The following is a 20,058-nucleotide window of genomic DNA, read 5'->3' as shown; positions in this document are numbered from 1 at the left end:
CTTCGATAGCACAAACCACAACTACCGTTTTTAATTACGGCATAATTGTTGTGGTTGGAAGAATCTATTGATGATTGATTTTTTTGGGACTTTCCCACCAGAAAGTAACAAAAATACTACTATTGGGGATTGACCATGATAACTAGAGGAAAAAATCATATCATAATTAACCTTTAATTACAATTACCTATTTAGGTATATGGATTTTTGCCTCCTTTTTTTAAATTGTTAATGGATATGCAGAAAGCAGTATATCTTGATTGCTAGTCTATGAAGGGGAATAGTGAGAGAAAGACTCAAAACAGCAGATATTGCCGTTAAAGTCAAATCCTCACGGGACATGGACTGAAAAGCTAAAAACTAGCAATTAAAAATTCAGCTATTCCCTAAGACCCTTTTTTGGTGCATAAATAAAGTTTGATTGTTGAGTCATGCAAACGCTAGCCTGTTAAAAGCTGAAGTGTTATCAGACCAACTTATTTAAGACCGTAACTTTTAACTTGTACAACAGGGATACTCAAAAATAATGGTTCAAGAGCGTAACTTTACCCACTTTTAATCCTGCTACTACGCACATTACTAAGGAAGAAGGGTTACGGTTGTATGAGGACATGGTATTAGGGCGCTTGTTTGAAGACAAGTGCGCTGAAATGTACTACAGAGGCAAAATGTTTGGTTTTGTCCATTTGTACAACGGTCAAGAAGCCGTTTGCAGTGGTGTTGTGCAGTCAATGCGACCGGGTGAAGATTACGTTTGTAGTACTTACCGCGACCACGTTCATGCTCTCAGTGCGGGAGTACCAGCAAGAGAGGTAATGGCAGAATTATTTGGCAAGCTACAGGTTTGCAGCAAAGGGCGCGGTGGTTCCATGCACATGTTTTCTGCTGAACATCGCTTGCTGGGTGGCTATGCTTTTGTGGCTGAGGGAATTCCTGTAGCAGCTGGAGCAGCTTTTCAAAGCAAGTACCGCCGCGAAGTCTTAGGAGATAAAAATGCTGACCAAGTAACGGCTTGCTTTTTTGGCGACGGTGCAGCTAATAACGGTCAGTTTTTCGAGACGCTAAATATGGCAGCCCTATGGAAACTGCCCATTCTTTTTGTAGTCGAAAATAATAAGTGGGCCATTGGGATGTCTCACGAACGAGCCACTTCTCAGCCAGAGATTTATAAAAAAGCTAGTGCATTTAACATGGTAGGCGTGGAAGTAGATGGCATGGATGTACTAGCAGTTCGAGCCGTGGCCCAAGAAGCTGTAGCCCGTGCCCGTGCAGGTGAGGGGCCAACATTAATTGAGGCGCTTACTTACCGCTTCCGTGGTCACTCCTTGGCTGACCCAGATGAAATGCGAAGCAAGGCGGAGAAAGAATTTTGGTTCGCCCGTGACCCAATTAAGAAGTTGGCAGCTTATTTGGTGGAGCAAAATTTAGCGGATGAGGGAGAAATCAAAGCCATTGATCGTAAAATTCAGGATGTAATCGACGAAGCGGTTAAGTTCGCCGAAAGCAGCCCCGAACCAGACCCTAGCGAGTTATATCGTTTTGTGTTTGCAGAAGACGAATAACAAAGTTAGGAGTTAGGAGTTAGAAGTTATAAATTGTTAACTCCTAACTCACAACTCCTAACTATCCCTATACCCAGGACTAAAATTTGTGTTTAGCATTGCAGTTCAACAGCAACAATACAAGACCTATATTCTTTCTGATGAAGCCGCTAGTTCTCAATTGGAAGTCGTACCCGAACGCGGCGGTATCATCACCCGTTGGCGCATTCAAGGACAAGAAATTTTCTACCTGGACACTGAACGCTTTACTCATCCTGAGTTGAGTGTCAGGGGTGGGAATCCAATTTTGTTTCCTATTTGTGGCAATCTACCAGATAATACTTACACTCACAACGGGCAGCAATATACTCTCAAACAACACGGTTTTGCCCGTGAATTGCCTTGGAAAGTAAGAGAACAAGAAACTGGAGATAAAGCTAGTCTCACTGTCGTTCTTGATAGCAATGAGCAAACTAAGGCAGTTTATCCTTTTGATTTTCAACTGGCTTTTACCTACAAACTTCAAGGTAATACCTTAGAAGTCCGCCAGCAGTATAAAAACTTGTCATCCACACCAATGCCTTTTTCGGCTGGTTTCCATCCCTACTTTCTGTGTGGTGATAAACTCAGTTAGAGGTTGAAATTCCTTCAAAGCAGTATCAAGATAATCAAACTAAGGAATTTCACTCTTTTGATGGCAATTTTTGACTTTAGCCGTGATGAAATTGATTTTGCTTTTGGACAGCTAACGAGTAAATCGGCCACTGCGATAGATGGCAGCCGGAAGTTAAAACTCACCTTGGATTATGATGATTTCTCTACCTACCTGGTATTTTGGACAGTCAAAGGCAAAGAATTCTACTGTCTAGAACCGTGGAGTGCCACCCGTAATTCTCTCAATACTGGTGATAACTTGACTGTGTTAGCACCAGGAGCTAGCCATACAGCATCTATAAGGTTGACTGCTAATTTTTTCTAAACCCCTTTACAAATCTATAGATGTATATGCTATGATTGCAAAGTTGCGAAATGCAGCGAAAGGGTCGCTAACTCAACGGTAGAGTACTCGGCTTTTAACCGATTAGTTCCGGGTTCGAATCCCGGGCGACCCATAAAATCAACATATTATTAAGTTAAAGAACGCGATCGCAGCATTCAAGAAATTTCTGCAATTCGGTAGGATAGGCATAGACTAATCCCAAGCACCATTATCATGGTAAAAACAATTCCACAGCATTGGACAATTCCCCTTTTGGAAAATGGCGACAAACTCAACCTTTATGAATTTGAGCGTCGCTACAACGCCATGCCTAACTTGAAAAAAGCCGAATTGATTGAGGGAATTGTCTATATGCCTGCTGCCTTGCGTTTTAGAAGTCATGGTCAACCGCATGGTTGGATTCTTACATGGCTCGGTACTTACGAAGTCGCAACACCTGGTGTAGCTTTGGGAGTAGAACCCACTGTGCGCTTAGACTTAGATAACGAACCTCAACCAGATGCTGTACTTCTAATCAATCCAGAAGCGGGTGGTCAAGCAAGGCTGAGTGACGATGATTATATTGAAGGCGCACCAGAGTTAATTGTCGAAATTGCTGCTAGTAGTGTTGCCATCGACCTCCACGCTAAAAAACAAGCCTATCGTCGCAATGGAGTCAAAGAATATATCGTCTGGCAAGTACTCGATCAAAAATTGACTTGGTTCTATTTGGAACAGGGTGAGTATGTAGAGTTGGCTGCTGATAGTAACGGTATTCTGCGAAGTCAAGTTTTTCCAGGGTTGTGGTTGGGGGTTGCAGAATTATTAGCGGGGAATATGCAGTCCGTGTTGGCAGTTTTACAAACAGGTTTGCAATCTCCTGAACACGCAGCATTTGTTGAGAGATTAGCGGCTTTTACCTGATGCGAGCGCTTGTAGATTTGCCAAAATAGTTAGGAGTGCGATCGCTTTCAAATGACCATTTGGGATACTGGGCTACTAGAGCTACTAATTGTAGGGTAACTAAATCTACAGCAATACAGAGCAACTATGGCGCATAGTACAGGAGTATAGAACATATTTATAGTAACTATGGCGTAAACTTTTTCAACATAGATACACGACACTAGTTATAATTTCCTATAAGTTGAAAAAACTCTTAAGATTTAGCGTAATGATTACGCTTCTCTCAGACCGACTAGCTGACAACCACATTAGGAGGACTATCTATGGCGCTTGTACCACTGCGGCTGCTGTTGGATCACGCAGCTGAAAACGGTTACGGCATCCCAGCTTTCAACGTTAACAATTTGGAGCAGATTCAGGCGATCCTGAAGGCTGCTGTAGAGACAGATAGCCCCGTAATTTTGCAAGCTTCACGCGGCGCTCGTGCTTATGCTGGCGAAAACTTCCTCCGCCACCTGATTTTGGCTGCGGTAGAAACCTATCCTCACATTCCCATTGTCATGCACCAAGATCATGGGAATGCTCCTGCTACCTGCTACTCAGCAATCAAGAACAACTTCACCAGCGTGATGATGGATGGTTCTTTAGAAGCTGATGCTAAAACTCCCGCTAGCTTCGAGTACAACGTCAATGTTACCCGCGAAGTTGTAAATGTAGCTCATGCTTTGGGTGTAAGTGTTGAAGGTGAACTCGGTTGTTTGGGTTCTCTAGAAACTGGTGCTGGTGAAGCTGAAGATGGTCACGGCTTTGAAGGTACACTCGACCACTCTCAACTGTTAACCGACCCCGATGAAGCTGTTGACTTTGTAGAAGCAACCCAAGTAGATGCTTTGGCTGTTGCTATCGGCACAAGCCACGGCGCTTACAAGTTTACCCGCAAGCCGACTGGCGAAATTTTGGCAATCAGCCGCATTGAAGAAATTCACCGCCGTTTGCCTAACACCCACTTGGTAATGCACGGTTCATCCTCTGTACCAGAAGATTTGCTTGCACTGATTAACCAGTATGGTGGTGCAATTCCTGAAACCTACGGTGTACCTGTAGAAGAAATCCAAAAAGGTATTAAGAGTGGTGTACGTAAAGTAAACATCGACACCGATAACCGTTTGGCAATTACTGCTGCTGTACGTGAAGCTTTGGCTAAAAAACCAGAGGAGTTTGACCCCCGTCACTTCCTCAAGCCTTCTATTACATACATGCAGAAGGTTTGTGCTGAACGCTATCAGCAATTTGGCACAGCTGGTAACGCAAGCAAGATTAAGCAAATTTCTTTGGAAGATTTTGCTGCTAAGTATGCTAAAGGTGAACTCAACGTTGTCACCAAAGCAGCTGCTAAAGTTTAATTTTGATAACAAATAAATCGGTGCATAGTGCTACTATGCTCCTAAAAACTGAGGATTTGAATGTTGTCAGAAACCGGGTAAACACCCGGTTTTTGTTTTGTAGCAGTTCTTTATTGAATGGAATATACACAGACCTAACCCCCAGCCCCTTCCCTGCAAGGGAAGGGGAGCAAAATTCAAAGCCTTTCTCCTTTTAGGAGAGAGGTTTGGAGAGAGGTCAAAATATTGCTTCCATTCGAGAAGCCCTATATTCATTCATACATAAGCGCGGTATTGCTCTCCGTGTCCCCAATCCCCAATCCCTAGAACACCCGATGTTGTAAAGATGGCATTTGACGGCGGACTTGTTCTAACCTAGTTGGCTTGATTTCTGCGATCGCAATTCCTGGTTTTTCCCCAGCATCGGCTAAAATTACACCCCAGGGGTCGATAATAACGGCATGGCCGTGGGTTAGACGACGGGCGTAGTTATTGCCTGTTTGGGCAGGAGCAATGACGTAGGCGGTATTCTCGATGGCTCTGGCTTGTAATAGTACTTGCCAGTGGTCTTTGCCAGTAAAGGCAGTAAAGGCGGCGGGAATAAAGATAACATCAGCTCCCTTATCTGCGAGATGACGATACAGTTCAGGGAAGCGGACATCATAACAAATGGAAAGCCCTAAATTACCAAGTTTTTCTGAAAAATGGACGGGTGGTAGTTGCGTACCAGCCACAACCGTGCTGGATTCCCGATAGGTGTTGCCATCAGGGACATCAACATCAAATAGGTGTACTTTGTAGTAGCGGGAAAGTTCTTGACCGTTTGGGTCAATGAGTAGAGTGGTGTTATAAACTTTGCCTGTATTGTCTACAGGAAGGGGAAAGCTGCCGCCCAAGATCGTAACTTGAAAGCGTTGGGCCATTTTTTTGAGAAATTTTTCACTTTCAATAGCGATCGCATCACCTTGTGCGAGTTTATCTTTTTCTTCTCCCATATAGGAAAAGTTTTCTGGCAAGCCTACCAATTCAGCACCTTGACGCACGGCAAGCTCTATTAATTCTTCTGCCTGAGCCAAATTTTTGTGTAGATCGGGCACACTTGTCAATTGAATAGCGGCGGCTAAATAAGACTTCATAGATTCAACAACGAACAGTTGATTTATGGAAAAGAGATTATCAAAATATATCGCTACTTCAACATCTCTGGAACTTAATTACAAATGCGCCAGCGTTGCTTTTTTTAACAGACTGGTTTTAATCTTCCTCTGGGTTATAGCAAACTGAGCAAGATAAAGATTAGGTTGTGATCAAACCTTGATAAAAGCTGTCTGCTGTGGATACTTCTATTCTCATTCAAACATTTATCGCTGTGTTTGTCTTGGCTGATGCTGTGGGCAATATACCGATTGTTTTAGTTTTGACTAAGGGGATGATGCCAGACCAAAGAACAAAGTTATAGATAAAGCAATTATCGTTGCGATCGCAGTTCTTTTGCTATTTGCCTTTGCAGGACAAGTAATTTTAAATTACTTGGAAATCAGTATCGGCTCTTTGCGAGTAGCAGGAGGGCTATTGTTGCTGTTAATTGCTTTGAAAATGCTGCGGGGAGAATTAGATCAGCCAATTATTGAAGAAGGACGCGATGTCGCAATTACTCCACTAGCTTTACCACTACTAGCGGGGCCGGGGACTTTGACGACGGTGATGTTGCTGATGTCGAAATCACAGAGTCCGCATATTGCCGTGGCGGTGGGTATCTTAGGGGCAATGCTGATCACTTGGTTGATTTTGCGTTTAGCAAATCTGATTGACCAGTGGATTGGTGCAGAAGGTGGAGTAATTGTGACTCAACTTTTGGGCTTTCTGTTGGCGGCGCTAGCAGTAGAAATTGGTAGTACGGGAATTAGGGAGTTATTTTTGAGCTAGAAAACTCCTAAAAAATACTCTGAAACTGTATACAAATGTAAATAAGTTTGAAAGACGAGAAATTCGCGCCTCTCAAACTTGTTTATAAAAATTAACCTAATGTTAGAACAACATGGATAACTCAAGGGGATTTTATTACCGATTGAGTTTCAAAGATACTTTTCGAGGGTGGAAGCTAATGTACTTTTAGGCACAGCACCGACCACCATGTCCACTTTTTGTCCCTCCTTAAAAATCATTAACGTGGGAATGCTGCGAATGCCGTACTGACTGGCAACATTAGGATTTTCATCCGTGTTGACTTTTACGACCTTTATTTGACCTTTATACTGTTCGGAGATTTCATCAACAACAGGAGCTACCATACGGCATGGTCCGCACCAGGGTGCCCAAAAGTCAACTAAAACGGGTACCTTGCTGTCGAGTACTTCTTGCTTGAAACTAGAATCGGTAACTTGTGCGGCTGTTGACATGCCTAAAACCTTCGCCAATAATATCTGAGCTTGGTGAAAATTCTACCATAGCAAAAACCTCAGCTTGGCAGTGCGAGGGTGTACATTTGCAAAGAAGCTCTAAAATTTATAAATAAACATAAGGAACCGCCCGAACAGTAGTCCGGGCGGAGTGTGGTGTGAGGAGTGAACGGAAACATTCGTCTCCGCTATCTCTATTGTAGGTGAGATATCGGATTTTTCCAGCAATTGTTTAGGGGTCTGGAAAGATTTATTGAAGAATTGGGAATTGGGCATTGGGCATTGGGGATTGGGCATTGGGCATTGGGCATTGGGGATTGGGGATTGGGGATTGCTGAGTTAGGAATTCTCCCATCACTGCCTCATGCCCCATGCCCCATGCCCCAATTCTATTTCCCCATACCCAACTGTTGAGCTTTTTGGTAAACTTTACCCTCGGTTAATAGCGAAGGCGCAATCACAACTTCCACTTGCTGCATTTCTTTAATGTTTTTAGCTCCTAAAGTGCCCATGCTCGTCTTTAAGGCTCCTAAAAGATTGTGAGTGCCATCATCTAGCCCTGCTGGCCCAATGAGTATTTGCTCTAGACTGCCAGTGGTGGCAACACGAATGCGGGTGCCACGGGGCAATACTGGGCTGGGAGTAGCCATACCCCAATGATAACCTCGTCCTGGAGCTTCTGCGGCTCTGGCAAAGGGGGAACCAATCATCACACCATCAGCACCACAGGCGATGCATTTACAAATGTCGCCACCGGTGATTAAACCGCCATCAGCGATGATGGGAATATAGTTGCCAGTTTCCTTGTAGTAATCATCTCGTGCTGCTGCACAATCTGCGATCGCAGTCGCCTGTGGTACACCAACACCCAACACCCCACGAGAAGTACAAGCAGCACCAGGCCCAATTCCCACCAGTACCCCAGCCGCCCAGCTTTTAACAAATTCAAAGTAACTTCATAAGTTACGCAATTCCCCAACACCACGGGGATGGGCATGGAACGGCAAAATTCTGCTAAATCAAGTGGTACTAAAGACTCTGGTGACAGATGTGCAGTAGAAACTACCGTAGCCTGTACAAAAAATAAATCTGCTCCAGCTTTTGCCACCGCCTCACCGTATTTACTTGCACCGGCTGGAGTCGCACTCACCGCCGCAATGCCACCTTGTTGTTTAATTTCCTGAATACGTTGTTCAATTAATTCCGGTTTTATTGGTTCGGCATAGAGTTCTTGCATCAGAGCAACAAATTCATCTTTACCCACAGAGGTAATCCGATCTAATATTGGCTCTGGGTCAGCATAGCGAGTTTGAATCCCCTCTAAGTTGAGGACACTAATGCTCCTAACTGTGACAAACGTACAGCCATGCGAACATCTACTACACCATCCATTGCACTGGCAATTATCGGGATTTCTCGCTCAATATTGCCAATCCGCCATTTAGTATCTGCCAAACTGGGGTCTAGTGTTCTGTTACCGGGGGCTAGAGCAATTTCATCTATTCCGTAAGCTCTGCGAGCTGTTTTTCCCCGCCCAAGTTGAATTTCCACGCTTTAATTTTTCTCAAATCTGTTTAAGCTAGGGTATCAAATTGTGGGAGGACTTGGGGCGTTTTTTTCTGGAACTACAGAGATAGATTTGAGTAGCCCAAGCCGTCGCTTAAATTTCTGGTAGATGTAAAGTTTGTACCAAGGAAACAAATGAGGAAAAGTTGTTAATTGCTTTGAAGGTTAGTGTTACCGAAAAATGGGGTTTAGAGCTACGCACTTCTAAGCTGATGTAGCGCCTAGATTGTATAAACACTCTTTACGGTCGTTGACGGCTAATGGTTATCAGTCATCAGCCTTCACGTAAATGTTCAATTTAAATGCGTAACAGCTTAGGAAGGTTTTGTCTTCATCTTCAGACTTCTAATCAATTCCCTAAGAACGTCAGTTTTTATTCGTCCCACTAATTCGCAATACTCTTTGATGTGTCTATTATTACTGAGTTAATATCAAGATTATTGGCATTAGTTCTCTTAAATTTGTCTGTGTTGACAAAAATGCAAATGCCAATAAATGATACAATTGAAAACCAGAATAGTTTATCTTGTTTCTAATCGATAAACCTTCTGAGTCGGAAAATTTTCAATTCAAAAATCCAAAAGGGGTATGATTTACCGCTTATTCTTAGCGGCATCTACACCAGTGTAGCCAGTTGCTAACCAAATTATGGCTCTAGCTCCATCACGAATAGATTTTTCGATAGATTCAGGCGGTTTTTCTGAAGGGACTGGTACTGGTTTTAAATAAATACCCCTACTACCCAAAATAATTTCGCCGATGACACAAGCCCGGCGCATGTGGAAGTCTGAAGTAATCAAATAAACGCTCTTGATGCCGCGAGCATTTAAATCATCCACCAAGGTGGTAAAATTAGTAACTGTATCTACTGCTTCATAATCAAAGTGTAAACGTTTGGGATCAACACCAGCTTTGGTAAACACTCGTTGGGTGAATGTACGTGGGCTGCCGCCTGTGATCCAAATGGGTATATTTGGATGCTCACGGACGAATTTTGCTGTAAACTTCTCTCGCTCTAAATGTTTCGTTGAACCACCCAACACTACAACTGCTTGCGGCTGTACAAATTGGTTTTGTACTTCTTTGTATCCCCACCAAGTGATTAATGGTAGGACAAAAGCCATAAAACGAAAGATTTACCTGTAAAGAGTAGCTTATTCAAGGCTCAATAACTTTATTTACTCAGTCCAAAATTTTCTCTAAACTAAAAGAAAAACAACAATTGATAGTAGATTAGCAAACTCCTCCGTAATCTGCCCAAATATAAATTTTCTTGATTTCTGCGCTAAAGCGCGATTAAGCGTGTCTGGAGTTTTTTCCTCTAATTGATGGATTATCCTAACCTGTCTCAGACGATTCATCAAAGGGTTCTAGCCACTTTATACAGTGATTCTCGTTTCAATCAGGCACAAACAAGGTGGGTTAGCACATCTGTGTTAACTTACGAATTGCTTATTGCTATATAACTCTCTTGAGACAACGGGACTGGTGCGATTCGAACGCACGACCTGACGCTTAGGAGGCGTCCGCTCTATCCAACTGAGCTACAACCCCAACTGCGAAGCATATATAATTATAGCAGTAGTTTTACCGAGACTGCCAACAATTATCCCAAGAGCCGCCGCCTACTTCTAAACCACAAAGAAGACTTTCTGCTTTGAGGATGATTTTAGATTTACTCCCATTTAATTCTCGTAACTCTAAATTTAGCTTTCCTTGCATGGTGTCCCGGCAACAGTAAATTAAACCTTCTGCTGTGGGCGCACGTAAAGGTGTACCGGGTAGATGGGTGATTCCGGTCAATTCTATTTCGTAATTGGAGTTACTAGCTTTCATTTGCCATCTGCCCCAAGGCTGAATTTCCCACTCTACTTGGGAATTCCAGGGAACGAATTCATAAAACTTGCCTTGATAGTGCAAGCCAATCATCGCCACAGATTCCATCCACCACAGCACACCCCGGTGTCCACCGCCAGCAGTTAATGCTAAGTCGGGTTCGCCTTCAAAGCAATTACAATTTATCCAAAACCATTTTTGGGGAAAAGCACCACCCCAATTTTTCTCACCGTAGGCTGGGGCGTTGGTGAATTCGTAGATTTTGCCATTCCAGTCAATTTTCCCGGTGGCTAGACCGTGAGCCATCAAAATTTGCCATCCAGGTTCAAAAATCTGCAAGAATGACAGCCAGCCTGCTGTTGATTGCTGATTGCTATTTTGATTTCCCCAACCGTATACTGGTTGAATTTCATACTGCCAACGGCAATAATTATTGGTGGCGCGTTCGCCCTTGGCGTTGGCGAAGCCATCGCGAATTATTCCCTGATTTAAGGTGGCAGTAGCTTGATATCCTTCTTGAACATGATGCTCAAATTCTTCTGGGAGAAGGTATAGGGGAGAAACTTGCAAATTAGTTTTACCCCAATGACCTAAACTCAGGACATCTCGACTACCCCAAAATTTGTTTACATCAGGAAAAGTACGACATAAATATTCATCATCCGGGCCGAGGATTTGGGCTGCACCGCCACTGTGAGGTTTCCCGCCGATGGGGTCTTCAATGGAGTACATAAAGGCGAATGTTTGCCCAATTTCCGGTAAGGTAACGCGATAATACCACCCTTCAAAGAAGCGGCGACTACTGCCATCCCAGTGATAGCCAGAATGGGGTGTTTGGAGAGAATTTAAGGGAATAGTTAACATAGATATAGTTGCCATTTTATCAGTATGCGCGATGTCTGACGACAAGCCACAGAAGGGTCTACGCTTCGATATCAATGATGCTTATGAAATTCTTGGATTGAAACCTGGTGCATCTCAAGCACAGGTGAAGCGAACTTATCGTAAACTGGTGAAAATTTGGCATCCCGATCGCTTTATTGATCAAAAGCAAAAGCAGGAAGCTGAGGAAAAAATTAAATTAATCAACGCAGCTTACAACAAGCTCAAATCTGAAAGTCCATCTGAGCCTCCTATTCCTAAGAATCCATCTTCATCTTCGCCTAAAAATCCCCCAAAAATATCTGTCAATCGTTGGGATGCAAAAACTTTCTATACTTTAGGGGTAGAGAATGCTACACAAGGAAGATATGAAGATGCGATCGCAGATTTTACCCACGCAATTCATCTAAATCCTCACTATATTGAGGCGTATAAATATCGTGGGCTAGTTTGCTCACAATTGGGATACGAATATAGAGCCGCTTCAGATTTAAATAAAGCTGCACAAATAGAAGAAGAGTTTAAGAAATCCGGGTGCTGCACGTAGATCGCGATCGGCTAGATATGTATCCCAACCTAGACCTCTGGTAGAAAGATTTTGTCGGGGTATTAAAAAGATATTGCGGCTAAATCGGCGTTGGAGATAAGAAGCGAATATAGTTTAAGACGCTTTAGAGGGCGACACCATACCTTGAGTTAGATACTACTTATACTTGGGAATACTAAGTGTAGTAAGATTTGCTGCTGATTTCTTAGTATGAGCGATCGCCTTGATATAAATCATGTTTACGATATCCTTGGATTAAAACCAGATGCATCTGCCGATCAAGTCAAGCAAGCTTACCGCCAGATGGCTAAGACTTGGCATCCAGATTTGTTTTCTTGAACCGCAGCAAAAGCGAGAAGCAGAAGAAAAAATCAAAGAAATCAATCAAGCTTATGCAAGGCTAAAGTCTTATCAGCCAAGCCAGACAAATCAATCTGCTTCCACTTGCACCAAAATTGATTTCACTCCATCCAATGCTGAAAGTTTCTACAAACTGGGCATGGAGAAAGCTCAAAGAGGAAAATATACTGAAGCAATAGAAGACTTTACCCAAGCAATTCGTCTCAACCCCAAATACTTTGAAGCCTATAAATACCGAGGGCTTGCTTGCTCGAAACTAGGATATGAAAATAGGGCCAAGTCAGATTTAAAAAATGCCAGTGAACTGGAACTGAAACAGAAAAAAGCACCACCCAAACCTACATCGCCACCGTCAAAACCACCAACGCCGCCACCACCACCCAAGCCTGCATCGCCACCGCTAAAACCACCTGAATCATAGTGTCAACCTTCACTGTGGAAATGTGTAAACACTCTTACTCATCTAAACTCGGTTTTTACAACTGCAATCAGTCCAAATGGGCAAACTTTGGCTAGTGGAAGTAGTGACAATACTATCAAGATTTGGCATCTCGACACAGGTAAATTACTACATACTCTCACTAGTCATACAAAATGGGTAAGATGCCTAGCCTTTAGCCCAGATAGCCAAACTCTGGTTAGTGGCAGTGATGACAGCAGCATAATGATTTGGCAACTGTCTACAGGTAAATTACTCAAGACACTCAAAGTACATTCAACCCCAGTTTTTTCTGTAATCATTAGTCCAGATGATCAGACTATCCTGAGTGGCGGTACAGATACTACTATCAAGGTTTCCCATATAGAGATGGGACAATTACTGCAAGTCCTCAAAGGTCATTCTGGCTTAGTTTACTCCCTTGCTATTTGCCCAAAACAACAGATTTTTGTAAGTGGCGGTGCGGATAATACCATTAAGCTGTGGAATTTGAAGAGTAACAAACTGCTGCAAACTCTCAACGGGCATTCAGGTTGGGTGATGTGTGTCGCCATTAGCCCTGATGGACAAATTTTAGCTAGTAGCAGTTATGACCAGACTATCAAGTTATGGAATATCAATACAAGTAAGCTAACTAACACACTTACTGGACATCGCAGCTATGTTTGTGCGATCGCTTTTAGTCCCGATGGTCAGCATCTTGTTAGTGGTAGTGCAGATTGTACTGTGAAGCTATGGGATGTCAATACAGGACAAGAACTTTACACGCTGGATAACCATTCAGATTGGGTTAACTCTGTCGCTTTCAGTCCTGATGGCAAAACTTTGGTTAGCGGTAGCCGAGATATGACCATTAAGCTTTGGCGATGCCATATTTAACAACAAATTAAAAATTTAGAGAATTGAAGCAAATTGCCAGATTTTTTATCAATCCATCAGTTGACAGCTTAAGAACATCCATCATTGGGATACTCTTTCTCTTGATTAAACATTAACTTCCTACAGATATAGCCACTTGCTGATCTCAGAGGTTATGCTGAGAGCTACCAACAGTTGAGTAGCAAATAAAACTCAATATTCATCAGCAACATACCTTTTCCAACTCATTAAAACCTCTGGTTTTTACAAAGCTTTAGTTTGTCAACATTATATCGAGGAGTGAAATCAACAGCTATGTCTATTCCCAATGAACCCGAAAGCAAAAACAGTGAGATCAAGCAAGAATCTTACACTGATGTTAATGGTAATACTCACACTGACTTGACGCGAACCACTGAAACAGTCAAAAACAACGCAGCTAATCCTAACTCTTACACCAACGGTTATGTACAAGGTCGAAATACTGAGCGTGGCAATCAGCAAGCTGATTTAGCCCAGCGTGATGAAAACAATGCTAGTGGTGGTTTGGTGTTAGGTATTATTATTACTTCCCTGCTTAGTTTGGTTATAGGTGGGGTTTGGTACTTCAACCAGCAGAATAACGCAGCTGTTAACACTACTGTGCCAGTCCTGGTTCCTGTACCAAGTAAGAGTAGTCCAACTCCTAGTGCTTCTCCTCAACCACAAACGACGATAATCGAAAGAACCAGGGAAGTAGCTGTACCTGTTCCTGTGCCTGTTTCTGTTCCACAACAGCAGATTATACCTCCAGCTGCACCTCGCCAGCCGGATATTAACATTACTATTCCCCCTCAGCAGCAGCAGCCTGCGGCACAAAAAGCGCCTTCTGCAACGCAGCCAACCCCTAAAGTGACACAAAACCCGACGACTCCAACTAGTAATACTGTTGCGCCAAGTACGAAAAGTGGTAGCTCTAAAACTACCCCACCTCAAGGAGTAGATCAGTCAAACAGTACATCTAATAGCGGTTCTTCTACCGCAGGTGATAGTAGTACAGGCGGTTCTGGTCAATAACGATTCTGAACTTTCAGCCCCCACTTGATAATGTTGGTGTTTACACTAATACATAACAAGTGGGAGATTTTTTAAGGAATATTTCTGAATTGTTTCGATAAATTAATGGTATTCAACTTTAGTAAACGTGTCTTGTAGCTTACCAAAACACAATGCTAGATTAAAAGCAAGGTACAAACAAGTTAAAAGTTAAACAAAAACTTTCAAGTTAGAGCCTGTGCCTCCTGCTCTAATGTTCTTGCGCTCGCTCCTTTGGTTGTGGCATCCATTGAATGTGTTTTTGCCTTAAGTCCAATGAGTTGTTTTGGAGGTTTTAGAACGCACAGTCAGAAAATGCCTACCTAGTTGGAATATAAGGATGTGCAATTCTGAGTAGAGCGATTGCCAATGCTGTCCACCTTAGTTTGAGTTAGTTAATCCTGAATTCTCTAATCTTCAAGAAACCGCCCCAAGCTGCTGACATTTATCCATCGCAGTTTCAGGCGGTTTCTGCTTTGTAATTCAAAAGTTCAAAATTGTTAATCACTAATTAAGGTAATTACAGTCACTTCTGGCGGACAAAATAAACGTCCTGGTTTATAAGTTCCTAAACCACGATTGACATATAGTTGATTTTTTTCTACCTTGTGAAATCCTTGCGCCCACTCCCAATATCGCACTACTTTAGAACAGTCTCCCAAGAAAAATGTTACCCAACGCCGCAATTTTTTGGGAATTTGTTTGAGTAACTTTTTATAATAGAGTACTAGAGGGCCAATGCATGGAATTACGATGTGACCACCGTGGGTATGACCAGATAGTTGCAAATCTACCCGCCATTGTTGCAATATCGTGGCTGTATCTGGGTTATGGGATAAAACAATGCGCGGTGTAACCAAGTCTAGTTGATTCATGACTGGTGCAGGGTAAAATTCCTGTGACCAATAATCAGCTAGCCCAACGAGTGGTAATTCTTTTCCTAGTGGATAAGCGATTTCATTCCAAAGCACATGCACCCCAATGCTAGTTAAGGCCTGTGTAACTTCTGCTTTTGAGTGACTGTAATAGATATCGTGGTTCCCAAGTACGGCATAAATACCACAGCGACTTTGCAGATGTTTGAGTCGATGCACCAATTGGTGAATTGGGGTGGGATCATCAGTTACGTAGTCACCAGTTAATAAAATTAAATCCGGTTCAGCTTCGTTAGTAACTGCGATCGCTTTTTCTAGCATATCTTCCGACAGCCGCAAACCATCGTAGTGAAAATCTGACAATTGCACTAACGTCGCTACCTTGTAAAGATGCAGGAAGCTCTGCAATCTTAACCGTTATTTTATCTACTCTTAAATGTCCCGTAAACAACCAATGCATAAGACAACCGATACTCCTCATACCAGCGCTTACAGCTTACCAAAAATAAAAATGTAACTTGATAAAATGCAATAATTTATGTCATTTACTCCAGATAAAATTAGTTGATTGAATTACCTACTCACTTTGTAGCGTAATTATAGTAACTTCTGGGCGGCAAAATAAACGTCCTGGGAGGTAAGTTCCCAAACCACGATTAACATATAACTGATTTTTTCCTATCCGATGGAAACCCTGCGCCCATTCCCAATGGCTGACTACAGAAACATTTGTTTCCAAAAATGGCACTAAACGGCGTACTTTTCTGGGTATTTTTTCTGCAAGCTTATCGTAAAGCAACACCACAGGGCCAATTCCGGGAATCACTATTTGACCACCGTGAGTATGACCAGATAATTGTAAATCGACTCGCCATGCCTGTAATATCTCCGCAGTATCTGGGTTGTGGGATAAAACAATGCAGGGTGTGTCGGAGTTTAGCTGGTTCATAACGGGTTCAGGGTTGAATTCTTGTGACCAACTATCCGCTAATCCAACAAGTGGCAATTCTTTTCCTAATGGATAAGCAATTTCGTTCCAAAGGACGTGAATTCCAATGCTAGTAAGAGCTGCTGTAACTTCTGCTTTTGCGTGTTTGTAATAGATATCGTGATTGCCAAGAACAGCATAGATACCACTGCGACTTTGCAGATGTTTGAGTCGAAGTACTAGTGGGTGAATCGATGCCGGATCATCGGTTACGTAGTCACCAGTTAATAAAATTAAATCTGGTTCAGCTTCATTAGTAACTGCGATCGCTCTTTCTAGCATATCTTCCGACAGCCGCAAACCATCGTAGTGAAAATCTGACAACTGCACCAGCCTCTTACCTTGTAACGATGCAGCCAACCCTGCAATGTTAACCGTCAATTCCTCTGTACTCAACGGCCCAGATAACAACCAATGCATAAGACGTTCAATAAACTTTAATCATAGCGCTTACAGCTTAACGAAACATTGTCGGTTCATGTACAGCGACCAGTGCAAGTTATTGAAAATTTTACGAAAGCTGTAAGTTATAGCGTATTTATACTCAGCTAAGTTTAATACAACTTTGCCATAAACTGCTTTTAAAGTAGAGTAGATTATCTCCATTACTAACACCCCTAAAGCTATTTATTGAACTAGTATAACAAATATTTAATATGAAGACAATTTTGACGCATCAAGAAGCGCTAGGCTATATTCAGCAGATTTAACTATATTTAATCATGCCGCTCTTGTGGAGGATGTAGTCAATGCAACTTGCACCAACTGAAGAAAAAATGTGGGAAGAATCTCCTTCCAGACACCGTGCCAAAATGTCTGAGATCGAAATCAACGAAAAGTATGAGTCTGGAGAGCAAAGAATACTCACCGAAATGAACCGTGAAAAGCTGCCTAGCTTTGTCGAAGCACTAAAGAAGCCTGGGTATATGGATGTACAACCTTTCTACCAGAGAAGGCTGCGTTGGGATGAAAAGAAGCAATCCAGATTAATAGAGTCGTTTTTGATCAACATTCCTGTTCCTCCAATCGTTCTTTACGAAAAAGAGTTTAATTTTTATGAAGTAATGGATGGTCAACAAAGAATTACTGCCCTTCGGAATTTTTACGAGAACCGTTTAAAATTAACAGGACTTGAACTTTGGCCAGAGCTGAATGGACGTACCTACGCCACTCTCCCGGCAAAAATAAAAGCAGGGATTGATCGTCGCTCTATATCATCTATAGTTTTGATTACAGAGTCAGCATCTAATCCTGAAGAAGCGCTGCTTCTGAAACAGCTTGCATTTGAGCGTCTGAACACTGGAGGCGTTGAATTAAGTCGCCAAGAAGTACGTAACTGTTTATATTATGGTAAATTCAATGAATTATTACTTAATTTGACAACTAATTCTATATTTACAGAGGCGTGGGAAATTCCTATAAATAAACCTGAGGAACTTGTTGAAAATAACCTATACAAAAAGATGGAAGATGCCGAATTAGTACTTCGCTTTTTTGCCTTACGTCATGTAGAAGATTTTCGTAGAGGAATGCAGGGTTTTCTTGACCTATATATGATTAAAAGTATGAAGTTCTCGGATGAAGATATTAAAATTCTCAAAAATATTTTTATTCAAACAATAAATTTAGCTCACGAAATCTATGCAGAAAATTTATTCAAGCCTTTAGATATAGAATCTGATACTTGGAAAGATAAGGCATATAAAGCCTATTACGATGCTGTTATGGTTGGATTTAGTAGACATTTGGCAAATGCACATATTCTAATTGTGCGTAAGTCTAAAGTAATTGAAGATACAAAGAGATTGCTTAGAGAAGATACATCAAAATTATTTACAGGTGGTGAAAGAATCAAAACTGATGTCGAGAATAGAATCAAATTATTCGACAATATGTTGTCCAAAATCATCGCAGAGTAAAAAGCGATGTTTCAGGATCTTTTGATCACAGTAAAAGTAAATATTTCTACTGTACGTGCGATTATCAAAACCAATGATAGACTAAGGCAAATTTCCTTTGGTGCGTCTGCTTTAGTAAAACAAGAATGGAATGAAGATACAGAATTAATTCTTGGCACACTCATACAGGATATCCCCAAGGTAATAGAGTGGCGAGTTTACGATCACTGTGCTGTAGTCACGCGGTTGTACGCCATCTATGAGCGTTTTGTTGAAGACTTAGTTCGTGACTGGTTAGTACTTCTGCCAGGATTGTTTTCGCGTTATTCAGAGCTAGAAGAAACAATACGAAATACTTACCAGATAGGCGTAGGAAGATTATTACTTGATTTGAGGAAAAACAGATATAAACACCTCTCTATTGAAGAAGTTATTCGCGGGTTATTTCATGGAGCTATTGGTGAAAAAGAATATGAGTTATTGCCAGATGCCTTTCTCTTCCATGAACAAAATTTACGTAAAGAAGCCTTAGAGAAAATGTTGACAGAAGCAGGCATACCAAATTCATGGGGCTGGGTAGAAAAACATAGAGCCGTTAAGTATTTTGTACAGGAGATCAGAGGAAATGAAAACACAGCAGAAGGCGAACTCAACGAATTAATTAGCTATCGTAACGACGCAGCACACGGATCTCCCGACGATGTTCTAGCTTCTAATGCACTGTTAGAATTATGTGACTTTGTTGAGACTTTATGTCAAGCACTTACTGAGTTGGTTACTTATAAAGTTATTGAACGTAAAAAATCAATAGGTCAAGCCAAGGAGGTTGGTAGAATTACTGAATGGTTTAAGAAGCATGAGGCTGGAATAGCAAAGGTTGAGGAAACGACTTTATTGGTCGGAAACAGCCTTTTCCTAGTTAGTGAAGGGTCATCTTGCTGCTATTTGGCCACTATTAAGAGTATTCAGATGAATGATATCTCAGTTAATGAAGCAAAAACAACTACGGGAATGGAAGTTGGTTTGAAATTTGATATGGATGCTAAAAAAGGATTGCGTTTATATCAATTATACGTTTGAAATGGGGTGAATTTAATAAATTTTCCTTTAACCAAATTATTTTATTGCAAAATAATCAAAAAAATAACGCCTACCTATAATTAGGGCGACGCTATTTTTTTAATTTAATTCACAGTTAAAAATAGTTAAATGAATTTGCTAAATCTTTCTAGCTCATTGTCCGCAATTTTATTTTTATACAGCTATACAGCACTGCGGTTGGTTAATAAGTTCCACAAGAAAACTGCGACAATTGCACCAAGAACTGCTACTGCAATACCTGGAATGCTGAGACTAGGAGCCTAGCTTTTTTGATCCTTAACCCAATTGAGGTAGATAGTCAATCAAAAAAAAAGCTCCTAGTAGGTCTTCAACTAGGGGCTTATCAAACTATTGCTTGGTATTTGCAGTATATGCATTTTTAATAAGCTCTCTCCTCTACTAGAAGAATTAAGCTGAGTTTTTAGAG

General features: G+C 41.7%; 15 protein-coding genes, 2 tRNA genes and 7 pseudogenes. 14 read left to right on the top strand and 10 right to left on the bottom strand.

The genetic code is table 11. The features are described from left to right. Positions 1 to 526 precede the first annotated feature (526 nt). The 5 genes and pseudogenes from pdhA (at position 527) to fba (ending at position 4,829) form a co-directional block, all read left to right on the top strand. Positions 527 to 1,562: pseudogene (pdhA, locus tag ANSO36C_RS00960) on the top strand (pyruvate dehydrogenase (acetyl-transferring) E1 component subunit alpha). A gap of 88 nt (positions 1,563 to 1,650) precedes the next feature. Beyond that, positions 1,651 to 2,520: pseudogene (locus ANSO36C_RS00955) on the top strand (aldose epimerase family protein). Between the two features lie 61 nt (positions 2,521 to 2,581). Continuing rightward, a tRNA-Lys gene (locus ANSO36C_RS00950) sits at positions 2,582 to 2,653 on the top strand. 101 nt (positions 2,654 to 2,754) lie between these two features. Then, positions 2,755 to 3,444 carry a Uma2 family endonuclease gene (locus ANSO36C_RS00945; protein ID WP_251957978.1) on the top strand — a complete coding sequence of 230 codons (690 nt, stop codon included), beginning with the start codon at positions 2,755 to 2,757 and terminating at the stop codon, positions 3,442 to 3,444. 305 nt (positions 3,445 to 3,749) lie between these two features. Beyond that, positions 3,750 to 4,829: a class II fructose-bisphosphate aldolase gene (gene fba, locus ANSO36C_RS00940; protein WP_094346179.1), complete on the top strand. Its 1,080-nt coding sequence runs from the start codon at positions 3,750 to 3,752 to the stop codon at positions 4,827 to 4,829. Positions 4,830 to 5,131: 302 nt separating this feature from the next. Here the strand turns inward: fba and ANSO36C_RS00935 are convergent, their stop codons facing one another. After that, a complete protein-coding gene (locus ANSO36C_RS00935; RefSeq protein WP_251957977.1) occupies positions 5,132 to 5,944 on the bottom strand; it encodes a carbon-nitrogen hydrolase family protein in 813 nt (270 codons plus the stop codon). A 197-nt stretch (positions 5,945 to 6,141) separates the two neighbouring features. Between ANSO36C_RS00935 and ANSO36C_RS00930 the strand changes: the two are divergent. Beyond that, positions 6,142 to 6,734: pseudogene (locus tag ANSO36C_RS00930) on the top strand (MarC family protein). A 149-nt stretch (positions 6,735 to 6,883) separates the two neighbouring features. On the opposite strand, the gene trxA reads toward ANSO36C_RS00930, so the two are convergent. From trxA to ANSO36C_RS00905, 6 genes and pseudogenes are all read right to left on the bottom strand, one after another. Further along, positions 6,884 to 7,207 carry a thioredoxin gene (gene trxA, locus ANSO36C_RS00925; RefSeq protein ID WP_251957976.1) on the bottom strand — a complete coding sequence of 108 codons (324 nt, stop codon included), beginning with the start codon at positions 7,205 to 7,207 and terminating at the stop codon, positions 6,884 to 6,886. A gap of 250 nt (positions 7,208 to 7,457) precedes the next feature. After that, positions 7,458 to 7,580, bottom strand: a complete 123-nt coding sequence (locus ANSO36C_RS33770) for a hypothetical protein (RefSeq protein ID WP_267145347.1) — start codon at positions 7,578 to 7,580, stop codon at positions 7,458 to 7,460. A gap of 16 nt (positions 7,581 to 7,596) precedes the next feature. Further along, positions 7,597 to 8,758: pseudogene (locus ANSO36C_RS00920) on the bottom strand (GuaB3 family IMP dehydrogenase-related protein). Between the two features lie 608 nt (positions 8,759 to 9,366). Continuing rightward, a complete protein-coding gene (locus ANSO36C_RS00915; protein WP_251957975.1) occupies positions 9,367 to 9,897 on the bottom strand; it encodes a YdcF family protein in 531 nt (176 codons plus the stop codon). Between the two features lie 356 nt (positions 9,898 to 10,253). Next, positions 10,254 to 10,327, bottom strand: a tRNA-Arg gene (locus ANSO36C_RS00910). A gap of 33 nt (positions 10,328 to 10,360) precedes the next feature. Next, positions 10,361 to 11,473, bottom strand: a complete 1,113-nt coding sequence (locus ANSO36C_RS00905; RefSeq protein ID WP_251960217.1) for a tocopherol cyclase family protein — start codon at positions 11,471 to 11,473, stop codon at positions 10,361 to 10,363. Between the two features lie 31 nt (positions 11,474 to 11,504). On the opposite strand from ANSO36C_RS00905, the gene ANSO36C_RS00900 reads away from it, so the two are divergent. From ANSO36C_RS00900 to ANSO36C_RS00880, 6 genes and pseudogenes are all read left to right on the top strand, one after another. After that, positions 11,505 to 12,038 (top strand): J domain-containing protein, encoded by a 534-nt coding sequence (locus tag ANSO36C_RS00900; RefSeq protein WP_251957974.1) that lies wholly within the window; start codon positions 11,505 to 11,507, stop codon positions 12,036 to 12,038. Positions 12,039 to 12,248: 210 nt separating this feature from the next. After that, positions 12,249 to 12,377 (top strand): J domain-containing protein, encoded by a 129-nt coding sequence (locus ANSO36C_RS00895; protein ID WP_251957973.1) that lies wholly within the window; start codon positions 12,249 to 12,251, stop codon positions 12,375 to 12,377. Next, positions 12,316 to 12,819, top strand: a complete 504-nt coding sequence (locus tag ANSO36C_RS34670) for a tetratricopeptide repeat protein (RefSeq protein WP_410174700.1) — start codon at positions 12,316 to 12,318, stop codon at positions 12,817 to 12,819. The genes ANSO36C_RS00895 and ANSO36C_RS34670 overlap by 62 nt, the downstream gene beginning before the upstream one ends. A 12-nt stretch (positions 12,820 to 12,831) precedes the next feature. Then, positions 12,832 to 12,894 (top strand): annotated as a pseudogene (locus ANSO36C_RS34085) (hypothetical protein); the annotation flags it as partial. 12 nt (positions 12,895 to 12,906) lie between these two features. Continuing rightward, a complete protein-coding gene (locus tag ANSO36C_RS00885; RefSeq protein WP_251957972.1) occupies positions 12,907 to 13,716 on the top strand; it encodes a WD40 repeat domain-containing protein in 810 nt (269 codons plus the stop codon). 294 nt (positions 13,717 to 14,010) lie between these two features. After that, complete coding sequence (locus ANSO36C_RS00880; protein WP_251957971.1) at positions 14,011 to 14,751, top strand: hypothetical protein; 741 nt, start codon at positions 14,011 to 14,013, stop codon at positions 14,749 to 14,751. Positions 14,752 to 15,269: 518 nt separating this feature from the next. Here the strand turns inward: ANSO36C_RS00880 and ANSO36C_RS00875 are convergent. Both ANSO36C_RS00875 and ANSO36C_RS00870 read right to left on the bottom strand, forming a co-directional pair. Continuing rightward, positions 15,270 to 16,104 (bottom strand): annotated as a pseudogene (locus ANSO36C_RS00875) (metallophosphoesterase). A 117-nt stretch (positions 16,105 to 16,221) separates the two neighbouring features. Further along, entirely contained in the window at positions 16,222 to 17,052 is an 831-nt protein-coding gene (locus tag ANSO36C_RS00870; protein WP_251957970.1) for a metallophosphoesterase, read from the bottom strand. 329 nt (positions 17,053 to 17,381) lie between these two features. On the opposite strand from ANSO36C_RS00870, the gene ANSO36C_RS00865 reads away from it, so the two are divergent. After that, positions 17,382 to 18,551 carry a DUF262 domain-containing protein gene (locus tag ANSO36C_RS00865; protein WP_251957969.1) on the top strand — a complete coding sequence of 390 codons (1,170 nt, stop codon included), beginning with the start codon at positions 17,382 to 17,384 and terminating at the stop codon, positions 18,549 to 18,551. Positions 18,552 to 18,557: 6 nt separating this feature from the next. Then, positions 18,558 to 19,610, top strand: coding sequence for an MAE_28990/MAE_18760 family HEPN-like nuclease (locus ANSO36C_RS00860; RefSeq protein WP_251957968.1), 1,053 nt, complete (start codon positions 18,558 to 18,560; stop codon positions 19,608 to 19,610). Positions 19,611 to 19,792: 182 nt separating this feature from the next. Here ANSO36C_RS00860 and ANSO36C_RS00855 read toward each other — a convergent pair. Then, positions 19,793 to 19,891: pseudogene (locus ANSO36C_RS00855) on the bottom strand (GlsB/YeaQ/YmgE family stress response membrane protein); the annotation flags it as partial. Positions 19,892 to 20,058: the final 167 nt, after the last annotated feature.

The sequence above is a fragment of the Nostoc cf. commune SO-36 genome (assembly GCF_023734775.1).
GTDB lineage: Bacteria > Cyanobacteriota > Cyanobacteriia > Cyanobacteriales > Nostocaceae > Nostoc > Nostoc commune_A.
Note: the sequence above shows the minus strand (reverse complement) of the source record. Positions and strands in the feature narration are given on the sequence as shown.

Bases quoted from the DNA above. Each gene is read 5' to 3' on its own strand.
- ANSO36C_RS00870 (WP_251957970.1), bottom strand. From the start codon at position 17,052: ATGCATTGGTTGTTATCTGGGCCGTTGAGTACAGAGGAATTGACGGTT.
- ANSO36C_RS00900 (WP_251957974.1), top strand. From the start codon at position 11,505: ATGTCTGACGACAAGCCACAGAAGGGTCTACGCTTCGATATCAATGAT.
- ANSO36C_RS00945 (WP_251957978.1), top strand. From the start codon at position 2,755: ATGGTAAAAACAATTCCACAGCATTGGACAATTCCCCTTTTGGAAAAT.
- ANSO36C_RS00860 (WP_251957968.1), top strand. From the start codon at position 18,558: ATGTTTCAGGATCTTTTGATCACAGTAAAAGTAAATATTTCTACTGTA.
- fba (WP_094346179.1), top strand. From the start codon at position 3,750: ATGGCGCTTGTACCACTGCGGCTGCTGTTGGATCACGCAGCTGAAAAC.
- ANSO36C_RS00915 (WP_251957975.1), bottom strand. From the start codon at position 9,897: ATGGCTTTTGTCCTACCATTAATCACTTGGTGGGGATACAAAGAAGTA.
- ANSO36C_RS00865 (WP_251957969.1), top strand. From the start codon at position 17,382: ATGCAACTTGCACCAACTGAAGAAAAAATGTGGGAAGAATCTCCTTCC.
- ANSO36C_RS00880 (WP_251957971.1), top strand. From the start codon at position 14,011: ATGTCTATTCCCAATGAACCCGAAAGCAAAAACAGTGAGATCAAGCAA.
- ANSO36C_RS00935 (WP_251957977.1), bottom strand. From the start codon at position 5,944: ATGAAGTCTTATTTAGCCGCCGCTATTCAATTGACAAGTGTGCCCGAT.
- trxA (WP_251957976.1), bottom strand. From the start codon at position 7,207: ATGTCAACAGCCGCACAAGTTACCGATTCTAGTTTCAAGCAAGAAGTA.
- ANSO36C_RS33770 (WP_267145347.1), bottom strand. From the start codon at position 7,580: ATGGGGCATGAGGCAGTGATGGGAGAATTCCTAACTCAGCAATCCCCA.
- ANSO36C_RS00895 (WP_251957973.1), top strand. From the start codon at position 12,249: ATGAGCGATCGCCTTGATATAAATCATGTTTACGATATCCTTGGATTA.
- ANSO36C_RS00905 (WP_251960217.1), bottom strand. From the start codon at position 11,473: ATGTTAACTATTCCCTTAAATTCTCTCCAAACACCCCATTCTGGCTAT.